Genomic DNA, 15,472 nt, shown 5'->3' on the forward strand with positions numbered 1-15,472 from the left:
TCGGCGATGACACAAAGATTTGACGGTGATACAAGGTTACGCTTTAAATGCGCGATGCGATCGCGTTTACCACCTTTTGATGCGCTGCGCGTGCTTGCCCTGTGCGTGCGCACAAGCAACTTCACCAAGGCGGCTGACGCGCTGGGACTATCACCGGCCGCCGTCAGCCAGCGCATGCGCCAACTTGAAAAAGACCTGGGAGTGATCCTATTCCGGCGGCGAGGTCCGCAGCTCATACCCACGGATCGCGCTCGCTCCATGGCCTCGAAGGTCGAGGTCGCGATTGGCGAATTGCGCGCAGCCATCGACGACTGTCGGATGGACCGAATGCCTTTGAGAGTCACCTGTGCGCCAACGTTTGCGGCCCGGTGGTTGCTGCCACGGCTGGCGACATACCATGGGTTGCCAGATGCGAATCCGCTTGTTGTGGACGCTTCCACCGTATTCGCGCCACCCGGCACGTTCGATGTTGCAATCCGTTTCATGGCGTCGCCAACAGCGGGAATGGCGGCCGTCCGTCTATGCGCGGATCGGGCCACGCCATTAATCAGTCCGCGCCTGCTCGGCAATCGGCGCGCATTCGCGATCGACGACCTGTTGCGCACGCCCTTGGTGCCGGATTCACGGTGGTCGGCCTGGTTTCAATGCAGCGGTCATCCTTGCGTGGTTCCTAGGTTTGTCGCCACACGCTTTGCCACCTATGAACTCGAAGCACAGGCGGCCGTGCAAGGCATAGGCGCTGCATTGCTGTCGCCAGTCATGTATGCCGACCTGTGCCAGCAAGGTGTACTTTTCGCTCCATTCAGTCAAACAGTCGATCGCGCGGAGAGCTACTGGTTATTATGGGAAGGAAACCGTCGCGAGCCGCATTTCGTGCATTGGATCAAAGAGCAGTTTGCGCATGGTTAGAATGCGGATCACAGGGTCGGTCGAATTGTGAGTGGGCAACGCAGCAAGCAGGACAATCTGCAGTGCGGTGCGTTACGTGTCGTCAAGGCAGCTTGGGGCATGCACGCCCTCGATCTGAACGATCACGCACTGGGCGCGTTGTCACCGAATGCAATAAGATCGGCAACCAGAATGGGGAGGACACCGCGATGCGCACACTGACCGTCGTGCTTGCACTGGCCTGCTTGCAGGCCTGTGGTGGCACGCTTGGAGGCACCAAATCCTTTACGCTCGATGTTGCCATGCCGGAGCAGGGCCAGCTTCGCCATCGTGTCGAGCTGAAGACCATCGAGGCAATGAAAGGCGGTAGTGAAGTCGACTCCGTCGGCACCTTCCACCTCGGCAGGCTCGACGACGGCGAGATCGCCGATGTGCGCAAGTCGCTTGCCTCGACTCTGCAGCGTGTGAACTGGCCGTCGGCCGATACCGGTACACTCGACCTGCATGTGCTCTACACGAGCTACTATGTCGCGCACAGCAACAACGACGGCGCGATCGTGGCGACGATCGACTGGGCCCTGGCCCGGAATTCGAACGAAGTGACTTTTTCCGAGCGCTTCTTTACATCGGTCCAGGCGGACGACGTCCCGGGACTCAACACGCTCGGCAAAATCAAGGACCTGCTGAACCAGCACGTCGTGCAGCGCATTGCAGATACGAGCGTCCTGATCGCGATGGACCCGGGCGCCAAACCCCGGGTCGCCGTGCCGCACACCTACGGCACGATCGCGGAGGCTGTCGCGCCGCTGCCGAAGCGGCTCACCTCGCTGATGGGCCTGCCACAATTCTCGACCAAGACCATGGACTGGGAGAAAGGCTCGCGCAACGAGCCCGTCGACTGGAGCAAACGGCTCGCGACCTCACCCTGAGGCCGCCGGATCGCCCGATCGGATCCGGCTCGGAGTTCATCCGCCCTGACGCGGGTTCGGCGCAAGGTTGCACAATTTCCGTGCAGCGATCCGCGGCCTCAGGAATGTCTCAGAGCATCGATACCCCAGTCGGCACCGCGATAGGACTCCGCAACCACCCAAGCGCTCACAGCCAGCACCCAAGTGTCGACCGTTTCGATTCTCTGAAACGCGCTTAATTGGCCGGCGATCGCGATGGGCAGCCAGACCAGCGGCAAAAACAAACCCATCTGTATTGCCGATAGAACGGCCGCCAACCGATCCATCACGCGAACGAGAATCGCAACGCCCGCCACCAAATACGTGCAGCCCGTGAAATAGGCCCAGCCTACCTGCCAACCCAGCCAGGACGGGACGAGCGGTGCGGTCATGTTGAGGTAAAAGAAATGCGAGAGACCGAAGGCAAGCAGCGACAGGCCATATAGAAGCCTGGCGATGCGCACGCCGCTTTCGCCTGTCACGAACGACACCCGGCGACGTTCCCAGCCCGTTGCGAGCTGCGCGTATAGAACCCAGGCGCCGGCCACGATAACCGAAGTCATCGCAAAGCTCTGGTAGGAAACCTCCTGCAGCGGCGCGCGGAGGATAAACGGGGCCTTGAAGGCAACGAGCCAGAACAGCAGAAATGCGAGCAGCAACCGCGCTGCATGGGAGGCAGTCTGCCGCCAAAGCAATCCCAGACCGCCCGCCAGCGCGAAACCGCCGGATAAATAGACCAGCGCCCCGTGACGCGGCGTGTCCGTCGCAGCGCCGATCCAGATCGGCGCGAGGTCGCCTTGGATCAGGCTGGTCGCACCCAGAAATATCATGGTCGCTGCAAAGACAGCGTGCGCCAGGCTGTGGAATGTCTTGCGCGGCATGATCGAGTTTCTCTAGCGTGCACAGGTCAGTCGGGCTTTCGAAAGCGCAGCATGAATTGATCGGTTCGGAATCGGATGCTGGGGTCGAATACATTAACAGTGCGGGAATCGCTGGGGTTGCGAAGCGCTTCGGATTCGGCCTCCAGGCGAAAGCCTGCTGCTTCCACTTCCCGGCGGACGATGGCCGGATCGATGCGATGAAGTCGATTGGGAATTGTATCCTGATCGGGGTCTTCGGGCGCGGAATGATCGATGATCACCAGCGCGCCGCCCGGCCGCAGCGATCGGAAGAACAAAGCGACCATTGAATGTGGATTGACCTGCAATGAGGTGACATGAAAATCGTGATAGATCTGGCTGACGAAGATGAGATCGAGCGGGTGGCGTCGCCGGAACGCCCATCCTTCGGAGAGAACGTCCACGTTTGAAAATTCAGGATCGCGTTCGAGTTGATAGATTGGCCCCTGCTCCGCGCTTGCCGGGCGGCCGTGCGCATCGGTGACCGCATAGACGTGTCCCGTGGGGCCGACAATATTCGAAAATAGCCGCGTGTAATAACCTGTACCGGGACCCAAATCGACGACATATTCACCCGGGCGCACTTGAGCAAAGGCGAGCACTTCCGTCGGGTGGCGCACGGTATCGAGGACATGATCGTCGGCAGGACGGCTTGGACGAGCCAGCGCAGCTTGGATCAGGTCTTCCGATGAGACAACTTTTCCGGCCTGCGCCGATGCTGCACCGCCCATGGCGATCGCAAGGAGTGCTGTGCCCAGCACCAGCCTGCGGCGGTCGATCATACTGTTTCTCCTGTGCGGCAACGGCCGAGGCTGCATACAATCAGGTCTCGACCGTTGTGCGACGAACTCCGTAACGTTTGGGCGCCAAGTGTGATCAATCCAATCCGATAATCGTATTCATGTAAAGAACGACAGTAATTGGTCCCCAGGCTCGGCGGGTTAGCCCACAACTACGCCGCGCGGCGGCGAAATGGCCGTGTTTGCCGAGTTGGCACTTGAGTGCAGGCGAGTTACATGCAGTCGCTCATGGTGGGACAGTGACGAACCGAGGGCCAAAGAATGAACACACCTGTCGTCCTCCGAAATGTGCGGTGGCTATTCGCCACTAATGCGTTGATCAATTGGGTTGTCTCATTACCGGGCATACTTGATCCGACAGCGGCAGCATTGGCATTCGGGGGGTTGGAACCTCGCTACCCGTCGATCATTCGACTGTGGCAATGCTTCGTTTTCATGTTTGGCTGTCTCTTCTGGGAGGTCAGCCGAGACGTCGCATGCAAGGCAGCACTCATCAAATACGTTTGGTTATTTTGATCGTATTGACCAACTGGGTATGGATTCCATTCATCGTGTGGGGCGATATCGCGGTCAGGAGCGCAATCGGCCGTTCCGTCACGCGGTGAACTTACTGCCGTAATTGACCCGGAGCGTGCGTTCGGCGTCGTCAACCATAACCAGAAAATTCCTGACGGAAAACAGTGCCATGTCTACCCAGCCTCCGTGGGTGTCACGCGTCTGTTGAGACATTCTGTCCTGCCCAAGGTGCCTGCCACACCGTCATTGGTTTCACGAGCCGGTCTGATCACAAAGCGCTATCGAAGCTCGCGTGGTTTTCGGGCCGTCGGCTCTTCAGGCATTGCCTGTAATTGGTGGCGATGTAGGTGCGGACTCAGAGCTCATTTGCGATCGCACTATTTCCGTGGCCGATAGTCACCGCGTGGACCGGGAGTTATGTGCAGCAGGAGAGATGGTTCAATCATCTGAATTCGATGCCATTCACCTTGCCGAACGATGCATGCGTCACCCGGGCCCAGATCGAGGCTGGCTGCCGGGTCAGATTCACCGATTACACGCAATCTGCCCGAAATTACGTACAGTATTTCGTCGCCATCGGGATGGACCTCGCCGTTGTGAGGCGCATCTCCCGTCACCGAGACGAAACCTACGGTCATGCCGTCGATTCGCTCCGGCGGGCCGCTTTTTCGTGTTCGGGCCGAGACTGTTAAATCTCGGTGAATATCCAGGGCGAAGCGACTGACGTCGACTGGTTCTAGATTCGCCATGGGGTTGCTCCATTATTGGCACGATCGAATCCATACGATGGCGCGGACGCCGTTCCAAATGCAATCACCGATCGCGCGGTTCTTCGATTCATGTCACTGCCCACGACAAGGCCTCTTCGAGCCGATCGTTACCCCAGAAGAGCTCGCTCCCGACCAGGAAAGATGGAGCACCGAAAATAGCCCGACGGGAAGCCTCTTCCGTCTGCGTGCGAAGGAGGGTCTTGGCGTCCGGCGTCTGAGTCTCGTTCAGGATTGGTTCTGGATCCTGCCCCAACGCAATTAGGCAGTCAGCTACGGTCTCGGGCAGTGATATGTCGAGGTCTTCGGCGAAGTTCGCGCGGTAGATGTTGCGAACAAACTCAGGGAGCCATTCGGCCTGGCTGTAGCGGCAGGCAATCCTGGCTGCCAGTAAACCGCTACGAGGGAACACCGTTGGGCGGCGGAACGGGATACCTTGATGTTCGCATGTGCGCTCGAGGTCTCGCCACATGTAGCGCCCCTTGGCCGGGTAGAGATTGAACGGCGAGTCACGCCAACCCTGTTCGCGGAAAATCGGGCCGAGTAAAAAGGCTCGCCACGTGACCAAAAGGCCCCGTTCTGCCGCGAGCGCCTCTATGCGCATCGCGGCGGGGTAGGAGTAGGTGCTGCCAAATTCAAACCAGAATTCGATGTTCACGCTGTGCGCTCTGTCTAAATTGACGTCCCCCAATGCAGCATACGCCACACCCTTCGCGTAACCCACTCCGCTAACCATGGTGCGGTCTGTCGGGGCAACTACACAATGTCATCCAACAATTGCGGTCGGCTGCAACATCGCGGCACTCAACCGTTGCGATATTCCCCGCACAGGGCGGTGAAGCCGGGTCGTCTTCCCATGTGTTCAAGAGACCCACTAGGACCAACAGCAACAAGATCGGCACGAGCACGCTCGCGAGCGAGCGGGGAAAGATAAACATGATTCGGTCCTCCTGCGCCCAGACTAACGGCGGCGGATCGGCGGATAAACAAGACAAAAATGGATTCTTTGTTCGCTATTTCTATATAATAGGAAAATGGATCAATTGCGGGCGATGCGGGCATTTGTTCGCGTGGGCGAATTCGCCTCATTCTCGCGCGCGGCGGATGCGATCGACTCGTCGCGTGCGATGACCAGCACGCTGGTAGCCCAACTCGAGCGTCATTTGGGTGTGCGGCTGTTGCATCGTACAACCCGGCGCGTTTCGCTGACTCCCGAGGGCGCCGAGTATCACGACAAATGCCGCCGCATTCTCGCCGAAATCGACGCCGCTGATGCTTCGCTGAAGGGCGCCCGCGAACGCCCAAGCGGTCGACTTCGTGTCGACGTCCCGCATTCTTTCGGGCGCTACCTGTTGCTGCCCGCGCTACCAGCCTTCACAGAGCGGTACCCTGATCTCGCGTTGGACGTGAGCCTCAATGATCGTTACGTCGATCTCGAAGCCGAGGGCGTCGACGTCGCGCTGCGAGCCGGTGTCAGCCCGCAGGCACGGCTGATCGCGCGCCGGGTTGCCACCTCGCGGCTCATCACCTGCGCAGCGCCGCAGTATCTCGCCCGCTTCGGCGCCCCTCGCACACCAGACGACCTTCATGATCATCGTCTGATCGGCTACAAGTCGGGTGCGAGGCAACGTGCCAGCCCGTGGCGTTTCACCACAGGGCAAACGGTCAGGCGACTCAAGTTGGGATTCCGCCTCACCGTCGACACGGCCGAAGCGCCCATCGTCGCCGCACTCGAAGGTGTTGGCATCGTGCAAACCGTCGATCTGCTTGTCATGCGCCTCCTCAGCGAAGGGCGCCTGATCGAATTGCTGGGTGAATACTCCAGCGCCGGCGCACCGCTCAGCGTTGTCTATCCGCGGTCGAACCAGAACAGCGTCAAGGTTCGAGTGTTCGCCGATTTTGCCGCGCGACTCCTTAGCGATTGGCAAAAGCGCGTCGTTGTTGCGGGGGCGCGGGGTTGACCTGGTCTTTACGGACAGTTGATGTTCACAAACCGGGCCAACCCCAACCGCGAAGAACAGATGCTGGACATCCAGAACCGCAATCACGAGACCAAAGAACACCAACATCGCGAGCATCGGCGGCGATGACCGCGGCGGCGACGGTTGGGGCGACGCCTCAGGGTGGGCGCGACGGAGCCGTCTGATCGGCCCCGCCGCTTACCGTTGGTCGCTAGTCGTTATCAAGCGTCGCCTTCTTGTTGGCTCCGCGCTTGGTTGCGGCTGGCGGCGGCTCATACTCGGCACCACTGGTCGTATATGCGACCAATAGCGTCGGGCGCTGCTCCGCCGGCGCGCCTTCACGCGATCGAAACGCCCAAATTGGTGCATTCTCGACAGCGCGGATAGCGAAACCCCGATTGCGGTGTTGCCCAGAGACCCACTTCTCAACTGGCCCCTTCACGTTCCAGTGCACGGGTCCGGCAGCCGAGATGGTGCGGGTCTTGTTGCTCCACGCGACCTCCGGCTGATTCGCGTAGGTCACTTCCGATTCCCTCCACACACCGCGAACGGCACCGAGTTTGACGACGTTCGGCCCGTTGCCGGACCCCACAACGTTCATGACCAGACGCGCATCGGTGATCGTCGCGCCGGCGGGAATCGCGGCTAGATCGAAGTACACGAATACGCTCTTGTCTGGATTGCCGATGTGTATAACGGTGTCGTCGCCGTAGTTCTGATCAGGTGCGCCGCCTTGCACATCGGCATCGCCTGCGGCCACCAGGCTGACCTCATGCGGGACTTGAACCGTCGGTATGTCGACGGGCGCCTCTCTCGCGTGGGCAAGCTGCGCATGCGGCGACAAGGTCGCAAAGGTACATGCCATGCCAAAGACAAGACCATGCGGCGTCGCAGCAAATGGTTTACGAACGTGTCTGATAAGCTTCACGGTTGCAGATCCTCGTATTGCCAATGATGAGGGAGCGAAGCGCTCCGTCACTTAGGCATACAGAATCGGCCGGTCAATCGGCTCAGCTCCCGGAAGGTGAAACGGAATCGCATCTGGTTCAGAAGTGCCTGTCGGCAGGTAGCCATAAACCTGTCAGTGAATGTTCCCTGCGGCATCCCACGCTGCGCTAGTGCAAACCGAATTTTAGTCGCTGGAGACGACGCCATGACCAGGTACCGAGCCCGATGTTGTCCAGCATCTCGTGCTCGGTGGAGCCCTTGCGGGTGATGCCATCGATGGTGGCGAGATCACACGAGGTCGGGCCCATCGGGTAACAAGTCCCAATACCCCATTCTGTTCGGTTCATTTGGCCGTGGTAGCCCTGACAGTGTCGATCGATCCGAACTCCACAATTGGCCAAATTCTTTTGGGCAAGGGCCGTCACCGCCTGGTTTGACCCTTTCAATCGACGAATCGGCGACACGTCCGGAGCCCCGAGAGCGGACGCTCATGAGCGGCAGCCAGGGGTCGTTAGTGACCAAGCATCCGTTTTGCAAGTACGGTCTGCATGTCTCGTCGGCCATCGGCGATCAGATAAATGACGACCCGCTCGTCGACGACTCGATAAATCAGACGATATGGTCGGAAGAAAAGCTGCCGGAACTCTAGTACGCCCAGCTCGCGCAGTTCCTTTGGCACCGAGCCTCGAGTCGGTTCGACCGAAAGGCTGTTCGCTGCGTCGAGGACGCGATTCAGGACGTGGTCGGCGCTGCGAGGCGAGTCGTGCTGAGCAATGTAGATGACGATATCTTCGAGGTCGCGTTCCGCATCATCCGTGATGACGACCTCAAACGCCATCAGTCATCCGCTGCGATCTCGGCGCGAACCCGCTTGGCGACATCAGCGAACCGCTTGACGTGCCCCTGCGCGAGTTGTTGGTTGCCAAGCGCCAGAATTTTCAGCAGTGCCAGGGTCTCCTGGGTTTGCTCGTAGGAAACCACATCTTGCAGGACGGCTTTGGCCTCGCCGTTTTGCGTGATTACCAGCGGCCGGCGCTGATCAGCAAGCACTTCGAGAATCTCTGCAGCGTTGGCTTTGAGATAGCTTATAGGCTTGATCTGTGTTGAATATCGCATGGACCAAATATAGTCCATTATCGGACCAGTGACAAGAGCGCCGCACAATCAGGAAAATGGGTGCGGCCGGCGCTGCAGTGGGCGGCAGCAACGGACGACCCTCACTCGCCGTGACCGTCCGCCTTGTTCGGCCCTGGTTTGATGTCAACTGTCCTAACCTGATGTGACGCCAGGCCCCGCGGCCTGGCGCGCCTCATGCAAGCCTGGCATCAGTTGTCGAGCTTCTGCACCCGGTCGCTGCGTGCACGCTCGGCATCGAGCGTGGCCTTGGCCTGACTCTTCGCCCGGTCATACACCGCTTCCGCCGCGGGCTTGCACCTCGTTGAGCATCATCGCTCTTAACTCGGTGTCAACGACAGTGGGACCAGGCCAGTGTGTATTGGAACGTTGATGTATTGTTGGCGTCCTTGGTGATGGCCTTCGGCAGATTACTCGCGAACCAGGTAATCGTGGTACCCGCCCGGTTGGTCATATTTCCGTTGGCGTCGTAAGCCTCGCGAGCTGGGTAAGGGTCCTCCTACGCGTCTATGGTGATGAGTCCGCCAGATTGTAGCGTGCACAGGCGGCACACTTGTTTGGCAAACCCGGCATTTCCCGATCGATCACTGTGAACGGAGCGACATCATGGTTTTAGGACACACGATTACGTTGATGGCGGTGAGTGCCACCGCGGTGCTGATTGCAGGCTGCGCATCGCGCGGACCGATCGCGACGGCCGAGCGTGCTGAAGCGCGCACGCTCATCCAACAGGCGGAAGCGTCTGGTGCTGCCGAAAGTGCGGCGGACGCACTGGGCAGCGCGCGGGCGAACTACCAGAAGGCGGAAACGGCCGCTCAGAATGGCGATGAGCAACAGGGCCGGCAAGCAGCGCAGAAGGCGGTTGTCGACGCGCGCCTTGCGCTCGTCAGGACGGAACAAGTTAAAGCGCAGCACGCTGCCGCGGAGTTGCGCGAATCGATCGACACGCTCCGAAGTGAAACCAAACGCAACGGCACTCGCTAGGCAAACGGAGGATACCCAAATGATAGTCGACGTCAGCTTGAACATCGCGAAGCGCTTCGGCGCGTTGACGGCGTTGTCGCTAGCCTTGCTGGCGAGCTGTGCATCGCAGCCGCGCAACATCGTGGAACTGGAACGGGCTCAACGGGCCGTGGCCGAGGTGGCTGCGACACCGCAAGCGGCTCAACTCGCTGGCAAGGAACTCGAAGAGGCCCAGGACATGCTCGCCCGTGCGCGCCGCGCTGCGGATGACCGCAAACCATTGGACGAGGTGGTTCACCTGTCCTATCTCGCCGAGCGTCGAGCGGAAATCGCGCAATCAAGACTGCTTGCGGCGCAAGCCCAACGCGAAATTGAGCAGGCACAAGGCGAGCGCGATCGAGTCCTGCTTCGCGCTCGCGAGCGCGAAACGACGCAGGCACAGGCACTCGCGGCTCTGCGCGCCGCAGAAGCGCAACAGGTCCAGAGCGAACTAGACCGCGCCCAGCAGCAGATTGCCGAGCTCGAGGCCTACAAGACGGAGCGTGGTATGGTCCTGACGTTGCAGGATGTCCTGTTCGACACGGGATCGGCAACGCTCAAGCCTGGTGGCGACCGTATCCTGCAACGGGTCGCGGAATTTCTGGCTGGCAGCGAGGAGTCTCGGGTTGTCATCGAGGGTCACGCCGACAGTCGTGGTTCCGAGGCGTACAATACGGCGCTGTCACAACGTCGGGCCGAATCCGTTCGCGATCGACTTGTGGCGATGGGCGTCAATGGCGGTCGCATCGAAACGGTTGGATTGGGGGAAGGCTACCCGGTCGCCAACAATTCCACGCGCGCGGGTCAGCAGCAAAATCGCCGCGTCGAGATTGTCTTCTCGGACGAGACGGGACAGTTTGCCGAATCTACGCGCAAAGTCTCTCGCTAAGGTAGTCGTCAACCATCCGACAGAATGGCGTCCCACGATGTGGCTTGTTGCGCTTCTGGGTCGTCCTTTGATACCGGCGGCGGTTGCGCCGCAGGTACGGTGTCGGGGGTGACCGGTGAGGCGGCGTGAACTCGCCGGTAGAAAATCAGCTGCGGGTCAGTCGGATCAATGTCATTATGCGCGAAGCTATTGCGAATCGCCTGCACGATGCCAGCGCGGGTTACGAATTCATGGGAACGTTGCGGTGCGATCCACCAGCGTATGCGAATGGCGAGCGACGTAGCACCGAGTTCCCATGCCACCACCTGCGGCTCGGGCTTTGCCAATACCCCCGGCACAGTCGTCACAGCATCTCGAACCAGTTGAGTCACCCAGTTTACGTCGTATTCGTAGCCAACGGTCAGATCAAGTTGGACGCGACGAGATTCGAACGCTGTCAGGATGCGAATCGAATTCGAATAGACGTCTGTATTCGGAACTAGAACCAACGTGCCGTCGAAGGTTCTCAGATGTGTCGCCCGGGTATCGATGGCCCGGACTGTGCCGCGCAGCTCGCCAATCTCGACTTGGTCACCGTGACGAAAGGGCCGCCGCAACAATATCAACAGCCCAGCCAGCCAATTTTGCAAAATGTCCTTGAATGCGAAGCCGACCGCAATCGAACCGATGCCCAGACTGGCTACGAGATCACCCATGCTGAGCGTCGGCAAGACTATCGTGAGCGCCAGCATTAGACCGAGAACAAGAGTGACCCAAAAACCAAGCCCACTCAGAACGACAGCCAGATCAGCGCGTTCACGTCGTCGAAGGTAGGTACGGAAAACAATTCGGATCGCAAAGGCAAGCAATACAAAAACAGCGAAAGTGAATCCTGCCGCGATCAGTGCAGGCAAGCGACCGAAGAATGCCTCTACCCAAGCGTCCGCCGTCTGCCGAGCAAGTGCAAAGCCGTCTTGCACCGCCGCACTGTTGACCTCGCTGCGCACCGCTCACAGGTCCGGTGGATTGGCACCATTGTGGCGCTCGCGGTATTCCATGGCAGCTCGCTTGGCGCAATACCCCCGCGCCGTGCCAACCAGGGCGTTGCACTTGTTCATGTCGGTACGAAATTCGGCATCGATTTGAGCAGCGGCTTCGACCGAGGGTTCGCAAGCGCTGACAAATACCGCGACCGCGATGACGCCGGGATTGAGCGAAGTAATTGGCTTGATCATGATCTGAACGTAGATGCAAGTGCGACGCCGCGCGATCAGCAAATTGCCCGTACTAGCGTCGGAGACGTCTTACATGCAGCGATAGTGGCCAATTTTTCCATCGGGCCGTGGGCGTCGCGGTCAATCTTTGGCAAGGATCCACCGCAGCGCGATAGGGGTAAACAACGTCGTGATGACAGCCACAATCACGACCGCAGAGAACAGATTCGCGACAATCGGCGGCGGTGGCACGGGAAGTTGGAAAACACCGCCGCGCAGCGCGATGTCAGCAATGACGAGTTCCACGGCACCTCGACCGCTCATGGCGATGCCAATGGCGGTTGAATTGCGTGCGCCCATTCCAAGCCAATAGGCGACGCCACCCGAGCCCAGTAATTTGCCGGCTAATGCAACGATGACCAGAAGTGCGAGAAAGGCGGGAACCTGTGAGAGCGCCGCAATATCGAGGTGCAGGCCGATGGAGGCAAAGAATACCGGAGCGAGGAAACCGCTCGTGATACCGGAAACCCTGGCTTTGACCCCCTCATAGAAATTGTTGTCGACGGTCGTCCTGTTGAAGAATAAACCTGCGACAAATGCTCCGACGATGAAATGCAATCCAAATCGCTCGGCCAGGAATGCATAGCCGAGGGCGTAGACTAGCAATGCGCTGAATTCGAACTCAGCGACCGTTGCTTTGCCCAGCAGATGACCAATTCTCGGTATGGCAAATAGCCCGATTCCGATCGTAATCGCGAAAAAGGCGGCCACGTTTCCGATGATCGTTAGTACTTCGAACGTGCTCGGCAGCTCGCCGGTGCGAATCACGGCGAGCAGCACCGCCAGGAGAACAAGACTTAATACATCGTCGAAAAGTGCCGCCGATACGATCATTTGCCCGGGCTTGGAATTGAGCTTTCCGAGATCCATCAAGACTTTGACAGCCACCGGTACCGCGGTAATGGCGAGTGCCGTACCTATGAACAAGGACTGAACAAGTCTCAATGACGAGGTGGGCAGCAGAATCCAGCCGAGCGCGAAGCCTGCCGTAAGTGGCACCACAAAGCCCCCGATGGCTACGAGTAATGCGCTGCGGCTGCTCGCGGCAAGTTGCCGAGGCTTGAGTTCGACGCCTGCGTTGAGCATCAGAAAGAAGATCGCCAAATCAGTAATTGCCGTGAACACTTCGTTGCCGGATAGCTCGGCAAGAACGGGAAAAGAAGAAGCGTTTTGTGCGACAACAATGCCCAATGCGATGCCGGCGATGAGCTCACCAGCAAGTGCCGGTTGGTTGGCGCGTTCGGCAATTTCACCGCAAACGCGGGTTACCACAAGCAGAACCAGTAATATGTAGAGTAGTTCCATCGACCGTGATCGACTCCTTGCGGCCTGGAACGGAGTTTGTTATGAGAATTGGGCCCCGCAAACTGCGGAGAACTCACGCTTCAACGCGCTACGTTTCGCCGGGACGTGTAGGCAGTCTGCTTTGAAAAGAATTCAGGACCTGCGCGACCAGGGAATTGAGCTCGCTCACCTTGATTACATACAGACCTAACGGGATCGCTGCACCAACATTTCAAATCAGTAATACACCTGACTCCAGGTGGCTAGATCCCACCTGCGGCCGCCCGGAATCCTGGCTGGCGACGAACGCTGGTCGGCGGCTCGCAGGGGGACACTGGACTGCGACTACCAGTAGCGCGGGGCTTTGTAGTACTGGTAGACGCGATCGCGATAGCCGAGACCGTCGTGCCCCGTCAGTTCGTCGATCGAACCTGCCGGAGCAGCTTTCAATTGTTCCTCAGTGTAGTTGATGACATATGCGCTCTCGTCAGGGTCATAGTCGAGGCCCGACCAGGGCAGTGGGTGATACTTTTCGCCCATACTGAGGAAGCCGCCAAAGCCGACCACGGCAAACATGATGTTGTTCGTCTGTTTGTCGAGGATGATGTCTTCGATTGTTCCCAGTTTCTTGCCGGTTCCATTCTTGACATCAGTGCCGAGTACGGTTTTTGCCCGAATCGCCGATGTATGTCCTTTGACTGTCGTCATTCGTTTCTCCTATTGGTGTCGTAAGTGTTGATTGGTAAATCGGCAGCGCCTGGTGATCATTTGCGTGTACGATTGCGATGCAACCATCCCGCCGTGCCGGCGAATCCGAACCCGAGCAATCCGATCAGCGGCAGGAACGACGCGGAGTCGGGCAGGCGATTTCGCGCCATTTGTGTAGGTGCCTGGTCGGACGACGAGTCACGCGTCATGGACCCATTGCCTGGTCCAGTCGCATTCGAACCATAGATCGCCGGGTCTGGATTGATTGCCGGGCGACGGAAAACGACTGCGCCTTGCTTGATTACCCGCTTACGAAGTACTGTATTTTTTGGATTCTCCGTACGCATTCGCGTGGCCTGGAGGCGATCGTTTGTCTTTGTAAAATGCAGCACGACCGTGTCGCCGGTGGAGATATCGCTTAATTCGTTGCCGCCGCTGCTCCCTAGCCTATAGATAGTCTGATCAATGTCGAAATCAACGTCTGTTCCAGCAGGAACGTAATAGGTTTCAGTCTGACCCGCCCGCGCGTCACGATTCTCGCCAGCATCAAGTACACGAATTACGAGTTCGCGCTTATCGGCACTCACCTCGATCACTTCTCCACGAACTTCATCTGGATCGATGGCAAAACTTGGCGTAGCCGCGAGAGACATCGCTATCGCGGCAAAGCAAAAAAGATGTTTCATGATCAAATTCCTCCAGTGAGATGGGTTGTCAAGTGGACACCGTACGATTCGTTCGCTTGCGCCTCCCGAATAAGGTCTGCCTGTATGATGAAACGCCGCGGCGCTTTGCCAACGAACCAGAATGGGTAGCAGGTGATCAATGTCAGTGTGGGTTCGATGGTATTTGTCAGAACCGACAAGTCGGTCGGCTCGACGACGCGATGTTCGCGCACCTTGTAGATGCGTACCAACGTGCCGACGCGCAAGGCGAGCAACTCGCCCGCTTCAATCTTGCGAAGACGCCGAAACGCTCCATCACGATGTGCCGTCAGCGCGACATTGCCCGATCCGTCGAGCGCTGCGCTGTCGGGCAGGTGTCCTGCACCGATGGTCATCGTCAGTTCGGATACGCCACGAAAGACAGGAATCCTCGCATCCCTCGCAAGAAATTCGAGGGTAGCGACAGGCTGTGGAACTGCTGAAGCGACGTACTCACGGAACGCACTCAGCCGTTGTGCGGACCAGTCCTCGTGGGTCACTGGTGACGCCTTGCGTTTACCAAACTCGTGGATGACTACGCCCGGCTCGGACCGCTCGGGGTTCTTGGCCGCGAGTTGCGCGATGCTGTCAGCATCGAACCATGCTCGCGCCGCCACTGCACTCAGGAATGGCAGCCAGCAGGCCAGCGCGGCGGCCCAAAGAATTCTCTCCACCAACCTCATGGAGATCATCTTCGCGGCTGCAGCGAATGACTTCAGCCAGAGCAGCTTTGACTCTGGCGTAGGAATGATCCGATGGCTGACAGGCCATC

Annotated in this window: 18 protein-coding genes; 5 read left to right on the forward strand and 13 right to left on the reverse strand. The window is 58.9% G+C overall.

Going from position 1 to position 15,472, the window contains the following annotated elements:
• Nucleotides 1–6: 6 nt before the first annotated feature.
• Together R3E77_06635 and R3E77_06640 are read left to right on the forward strand one after the other, a co-directional pair.
• A complete protein-coding gene (locus R3E77_06635) occupies nt 7–909 on the forward strand; it encodes a LysR family transcriptional regulator (GenBank protein ID MEZ5499089.1) in 903 nt (300 codons plus the stop codon).
• Nucleotides 910–1,097: 188 nt separating this feature from the next.
• Nucleotides 1,098–1,817 carry a hypothetical protein gene (locus R3E77_06640; protein MEZ5499090.1) on the forward strand — a complete coding sequence of 240 codons (720 nt, stop codon included), beginning with the start codon at nt 1,098–1,100 and terminating at the stop codon, nt 1,815–1,817.
• Nucleotides 1,818–1,915: 98 nt separating this feature from the next.
• Here R3E77_06640 and R3E77_06645 read toward each other — a convergent pair whose 3' ends face one another.
• The 4 genes from R3E77_06645 to R3E77_06660 form a co-directional block, all read right to left on the reverse strand.
• Nucleotides 1,916–2,716, reverse strand: a complete 801-nt coding sequence (locus tag R3E77_06645) for a hypothetical protein (GenBank protein ID MEZ5499091.1) — start codon at nt 2,714–2,716, stop codon at nt 1,916–1,918.
• Between the two features lie 26 nt (nt 2,717–2,742).
• Nucleotides 2,743–3,516: a hypothetical protein gene (locus R3E77_06650; protein ID MEZ5499092.1), complete on the reverse strand. Its 774-nt coding sequence runs from the start codon at nt 3,514–3,516 to the stop codon at nt 2,743–2,745.
• A gap of 911 nt (nt 3,517–4,427) precedes the next feature.
• Nucleotides 4,428–4,799 carry a cupin domain-containing protein gene (locus R3E77_06655; GenBank protein ID MEZ5499093.1) on the reverse strand — a complete coding sequence of 124 codons (372 nt, stop codon included), beginning with the start codon at nt 4,797–4,799 and terminating at the stop codon, nt 4,428–4,430.
• Nucleotides 4,800–4,887: 88 nt separating this feature from the next.
• Complete coding sequence (locus R3E77_06660; protein MEZ5499094.1) at nt 4,888–5,475, reverse strand: 2-hydroxychromene-2-carboxylate isomerase; 588 nt, start codon at nt 5,473–5,475, stop codon at nt 4,888–4,890.
• A gap of 376 nt (nt 5,476–5,851) precedes the next feature.
• Between R3E77_06660 and R3E77_06665 the strand changes: the two genes are divergently transcribed.
• On the forward strand, nt 5,852–6,778 hold the full coding sequence (locus R3E77_06665) for a LysR substrate-binding domain-containing protein (GenBank protein MEZ5499095.1): 927 nt from the start codon (nt 5,852–5,854) through the stop codon (nt 6,776–6,778).
• Nucleotides 6,779–6,989: 211 nt separating this feature from the next.
• On the opposite strand, the gene R3E77_06670 is transcribed toward R3E77_06665, so the two are convergent.
• From R3E77_06670 to R3E77_06680, 3 genes are all read right to left on the reverse strand, one after another.
• Nucleotides 6,990–7,706 carry a DNRLRE domain-containing protein gene (locus R3E77_06670; protein ID MEZ5499096.1) on the reverse strand — a complete coding sequence of 239 codons (717 nt, stop codon included), beginning with the start codon at nt 7,704–7,706 and terminating at the stop codon, nt 6,990–6,992.
• A 531-nt stretch (nt 7,707–8,237) separates the two neighbouring features.
• A complete protein-coding gene (locus R3E77_06675) occupies nt 8,238–8,564 on the reverse strand; it encodes a type II toxin-antitoxin system RelE/ParE family toxin (protein MEZ5499097.1) in 327 nt (108 codons plus the stop codon).
• Nucleotides 8,564–8,842, reverse strand: coding sequence for a type II toxin-antitoxin system Phd/YefM family antitoxin (locus R3E77_06680; GenBank protein ID MEZ5499098.1), 279 nt, complete (start codon nt 8,840–8,842; stop codon nt 8,564–8,566). Before R3E77_06680 ends, R3E77_06675 begins: the two co-directional genes overlap by 1 nt.
• A 624-nt stretch (nt 8,843–9,466) precedes the next feature.
• Between R3E77_06680 and R3E77_06685 the strand changes: the two genes are divergently transcribed.
• Both R3E77_06685 and R3E77_06690 read left to right on the forward strand, forming a co-directional pair.
• Entirely contained in the window at nt 9,467–9,844 is a 378-nt protein-coding gene (locus R3E77_06685; protein ID MEZ5499099.1) for a DUF4398 domain-containing protein, read from the forward strand.
• A 19-nt stretch (nt 9,845–9,863) separates the two neighbouring features.
• Entirely contained in the window at nt 9,864–10,751 is an 888-nt protein-coding gene (locus R3E77_06690) for an OmpA family protein (protein ID MEZ5499100.1), read from the forward strand.
• Between the two features lie 8 nt (nt 10,752–10,759).
• Here R3E77_06690 and R3E77_06695 read toward each other — a convergent pair whose 3' ends face one another.
• The 6 genes from R3E77_06695 to R3E77_06720 all read right to left on the reverse strand — a co-directional run bounded on the left by R3E77_06695 (nt 10,760) and on the right by R3E77_06720 (nt 15,374).
• Complete coding sequence (locus R3E77_06695; protein MEZ5499101.1) at nt 10,760–11,737, reverse strand: mechanosensitive ion channel family protein; 978 nt, start codon at nt 11,735–11,737, stop codon at nt 10,760–10,762.
• Nucleotides 11,738–11,740: 3 nt separating this feature from the next.
• Nucleotides 11,741–11,965, reverse strand: coding sequence for a hypothetical protein (locus R3E77_06700; protein MEZ5499102.1), 225 nt, complete (start codon nt 11,963–11,965; stop codon nt 11,741–11,743).
• Nucleotides 11,966–12,085: 120 nt separating this feature from the next.
• Nucleotides 12,086–13,309, reverse strand: a complete 1,224-nt coding sequence (locus R3E77_06705) for a cation:proton antiporter (GenBank protein ID MEZ5499103.1) — start codon at nt 13,307–13,309, stop codon at nt 12,086–12,088.
• 324 nt (nt 13,310–13,633) lie between these two features.
• A complete protein-coding gene (locus R3E77_06710) occupies nt 13,634–13,996 on the reverse strand; it encodes a PRC-barrel domain-containing protein (GenBank protein MEZ5499104.1) in 363 nt (120 codons plus the stop codon).
• A 56-nt stretch (nt 13,997–14,052) separates the two neighbouring features.
• Nucleotides 14,053–14,682 carry a hypothetical protein gene (locus R3E77_06715; protein ID MEZ5499105.1) on the reverse strand — a complete coding sequence of 210 codons (630 nt, stop codon included), beginning with the start codon at nt 14,680–14,682 and terminating at the stop codon, nt 14,053–14,055.
• Nucleotides 14,683–14,684: 2 nt separating this feature from the next.
• Nucleotides 14,685–15,374, reverse strand: coding sequence for a class D sortase (locus R3E77_06720; GenBank protein ID MEZ5499106.1), 690 nt, complete (start codon nt 15,372–15,374; stop codon nt 14,685–14,687).
• Between the last annotated feature and the right edge of the window lie 98 nt (nt 15,375–15,472).

This window comes from Steroidobacteraceae bacterium (assembly GCA_041395505.1).
Taxonomy (GTDB): Bacteria; Pseudomonadota; Gammaproteobacteria; order Steroidobacterales; family Steroidobacteraceae; genus JAWLAG01.

Excerpts from the sequence above, each read along its gene's own strand:
- R3E77_06690 (MEZ5499100.1), top strand. The coding sequence starts at position 9,864 with ATGATAGTCGACGTCAGCTTGAACATCGCGAAGCGCTTCGGCGCGTTG.
- R3E77_06710 (MEZ5499104.1), bottom strand. The coding sequence starts at position 13,996 with ATGACGACAGTCAAAGGACATACATCGGCGATTCGGGCAAAAACCGTA.
- R3E77_06640 (MEZ5499090.1), top strand. The coding sequence starts at position 1,098 with ATGCGCACACTGACCGTCGTGCTTGCACTGGCCTGCTTGCAGGCCTGT.
- R3E77_06685 (MEZ5499099.1), top strand. The coding sequence starts at position 9,467 with ATGGTTTTAGGACACACGATTACGTTGATGGCGGTGAGTGCCACCGCG.
- R3E77_06665 (MEZ5499095.1), top strand. The coding sequence starts at position 5,852 with ATGGATCAATTGCGGGCGATGCGGGCATTTGTTCGCGTGGGCGAATTC.
- R3E77_06705 (MEZ5499103.1), bottom strand. The coding sequence starts at position 13,309 with ATGGAACTACTCTACATATTACTGGTTCTGCTTGTGGTAACCCGCGTT.
- R3E77_06715 (MEZ5499105.1), bottom strand. The coding sequence starts at position 14,682 with ATGAAACATCTTTTTTGCTTTGCCGCGATAGCGATGTCTCTCGCGGCT.
- R3E77_06645 (MEZ5499091.1), bottom strand. The coding sequence starts at position 2,716 with ATGCCGCGCAAGACATTCCACAGCCTGGCGCACGCTGTCTTTGCAGCG.
- R3E77_06635 (MEZ5499089.1), top strand. The coding sequence starts at position 7 with ATGACACAAAGATTTGACGGTGATACAAGGTTACGCTTTAAATGCGCG.
- R3E77_06700 (MEZ5499102.1), bottom strand. The coding sequence starts at position 11,965 with ATGATCAAGCCAATTACTTCGCTCAATCCCGGCGTCATCGCGGTCGCG.
- R3E77_06650 (MEZ5499092.1), bottom strand. The coding sequence starts at position 3,516 with ATGATCGACCGCCGCAGGCTGGTGCTGGGCACAGCACTCCTTGCGATC.
- R3E77_06675 (MEZ5499097.1), bottom strand. The coding sequence starts at position 8,564 with ATGGCGTTTGAGGTCGTCATCACGGATGATGCGGAACGCGACCTCGAA.
- R3E77_06680 (MEZ5499098.1), bottom strand. The coding sequence starts at position 8,842 with ATGCGATATTCAACACAGATCAAGCCTATAAGCTATCTCAAAGCCAAC.
- R3E77_06655 (MEZ5499093.1), bottom strand. The coding sequence starts at position 4,799 with ATGGCGAATCTAGAACCAGTCGACGTCAGTCGCTTCGCCCTGGATATT.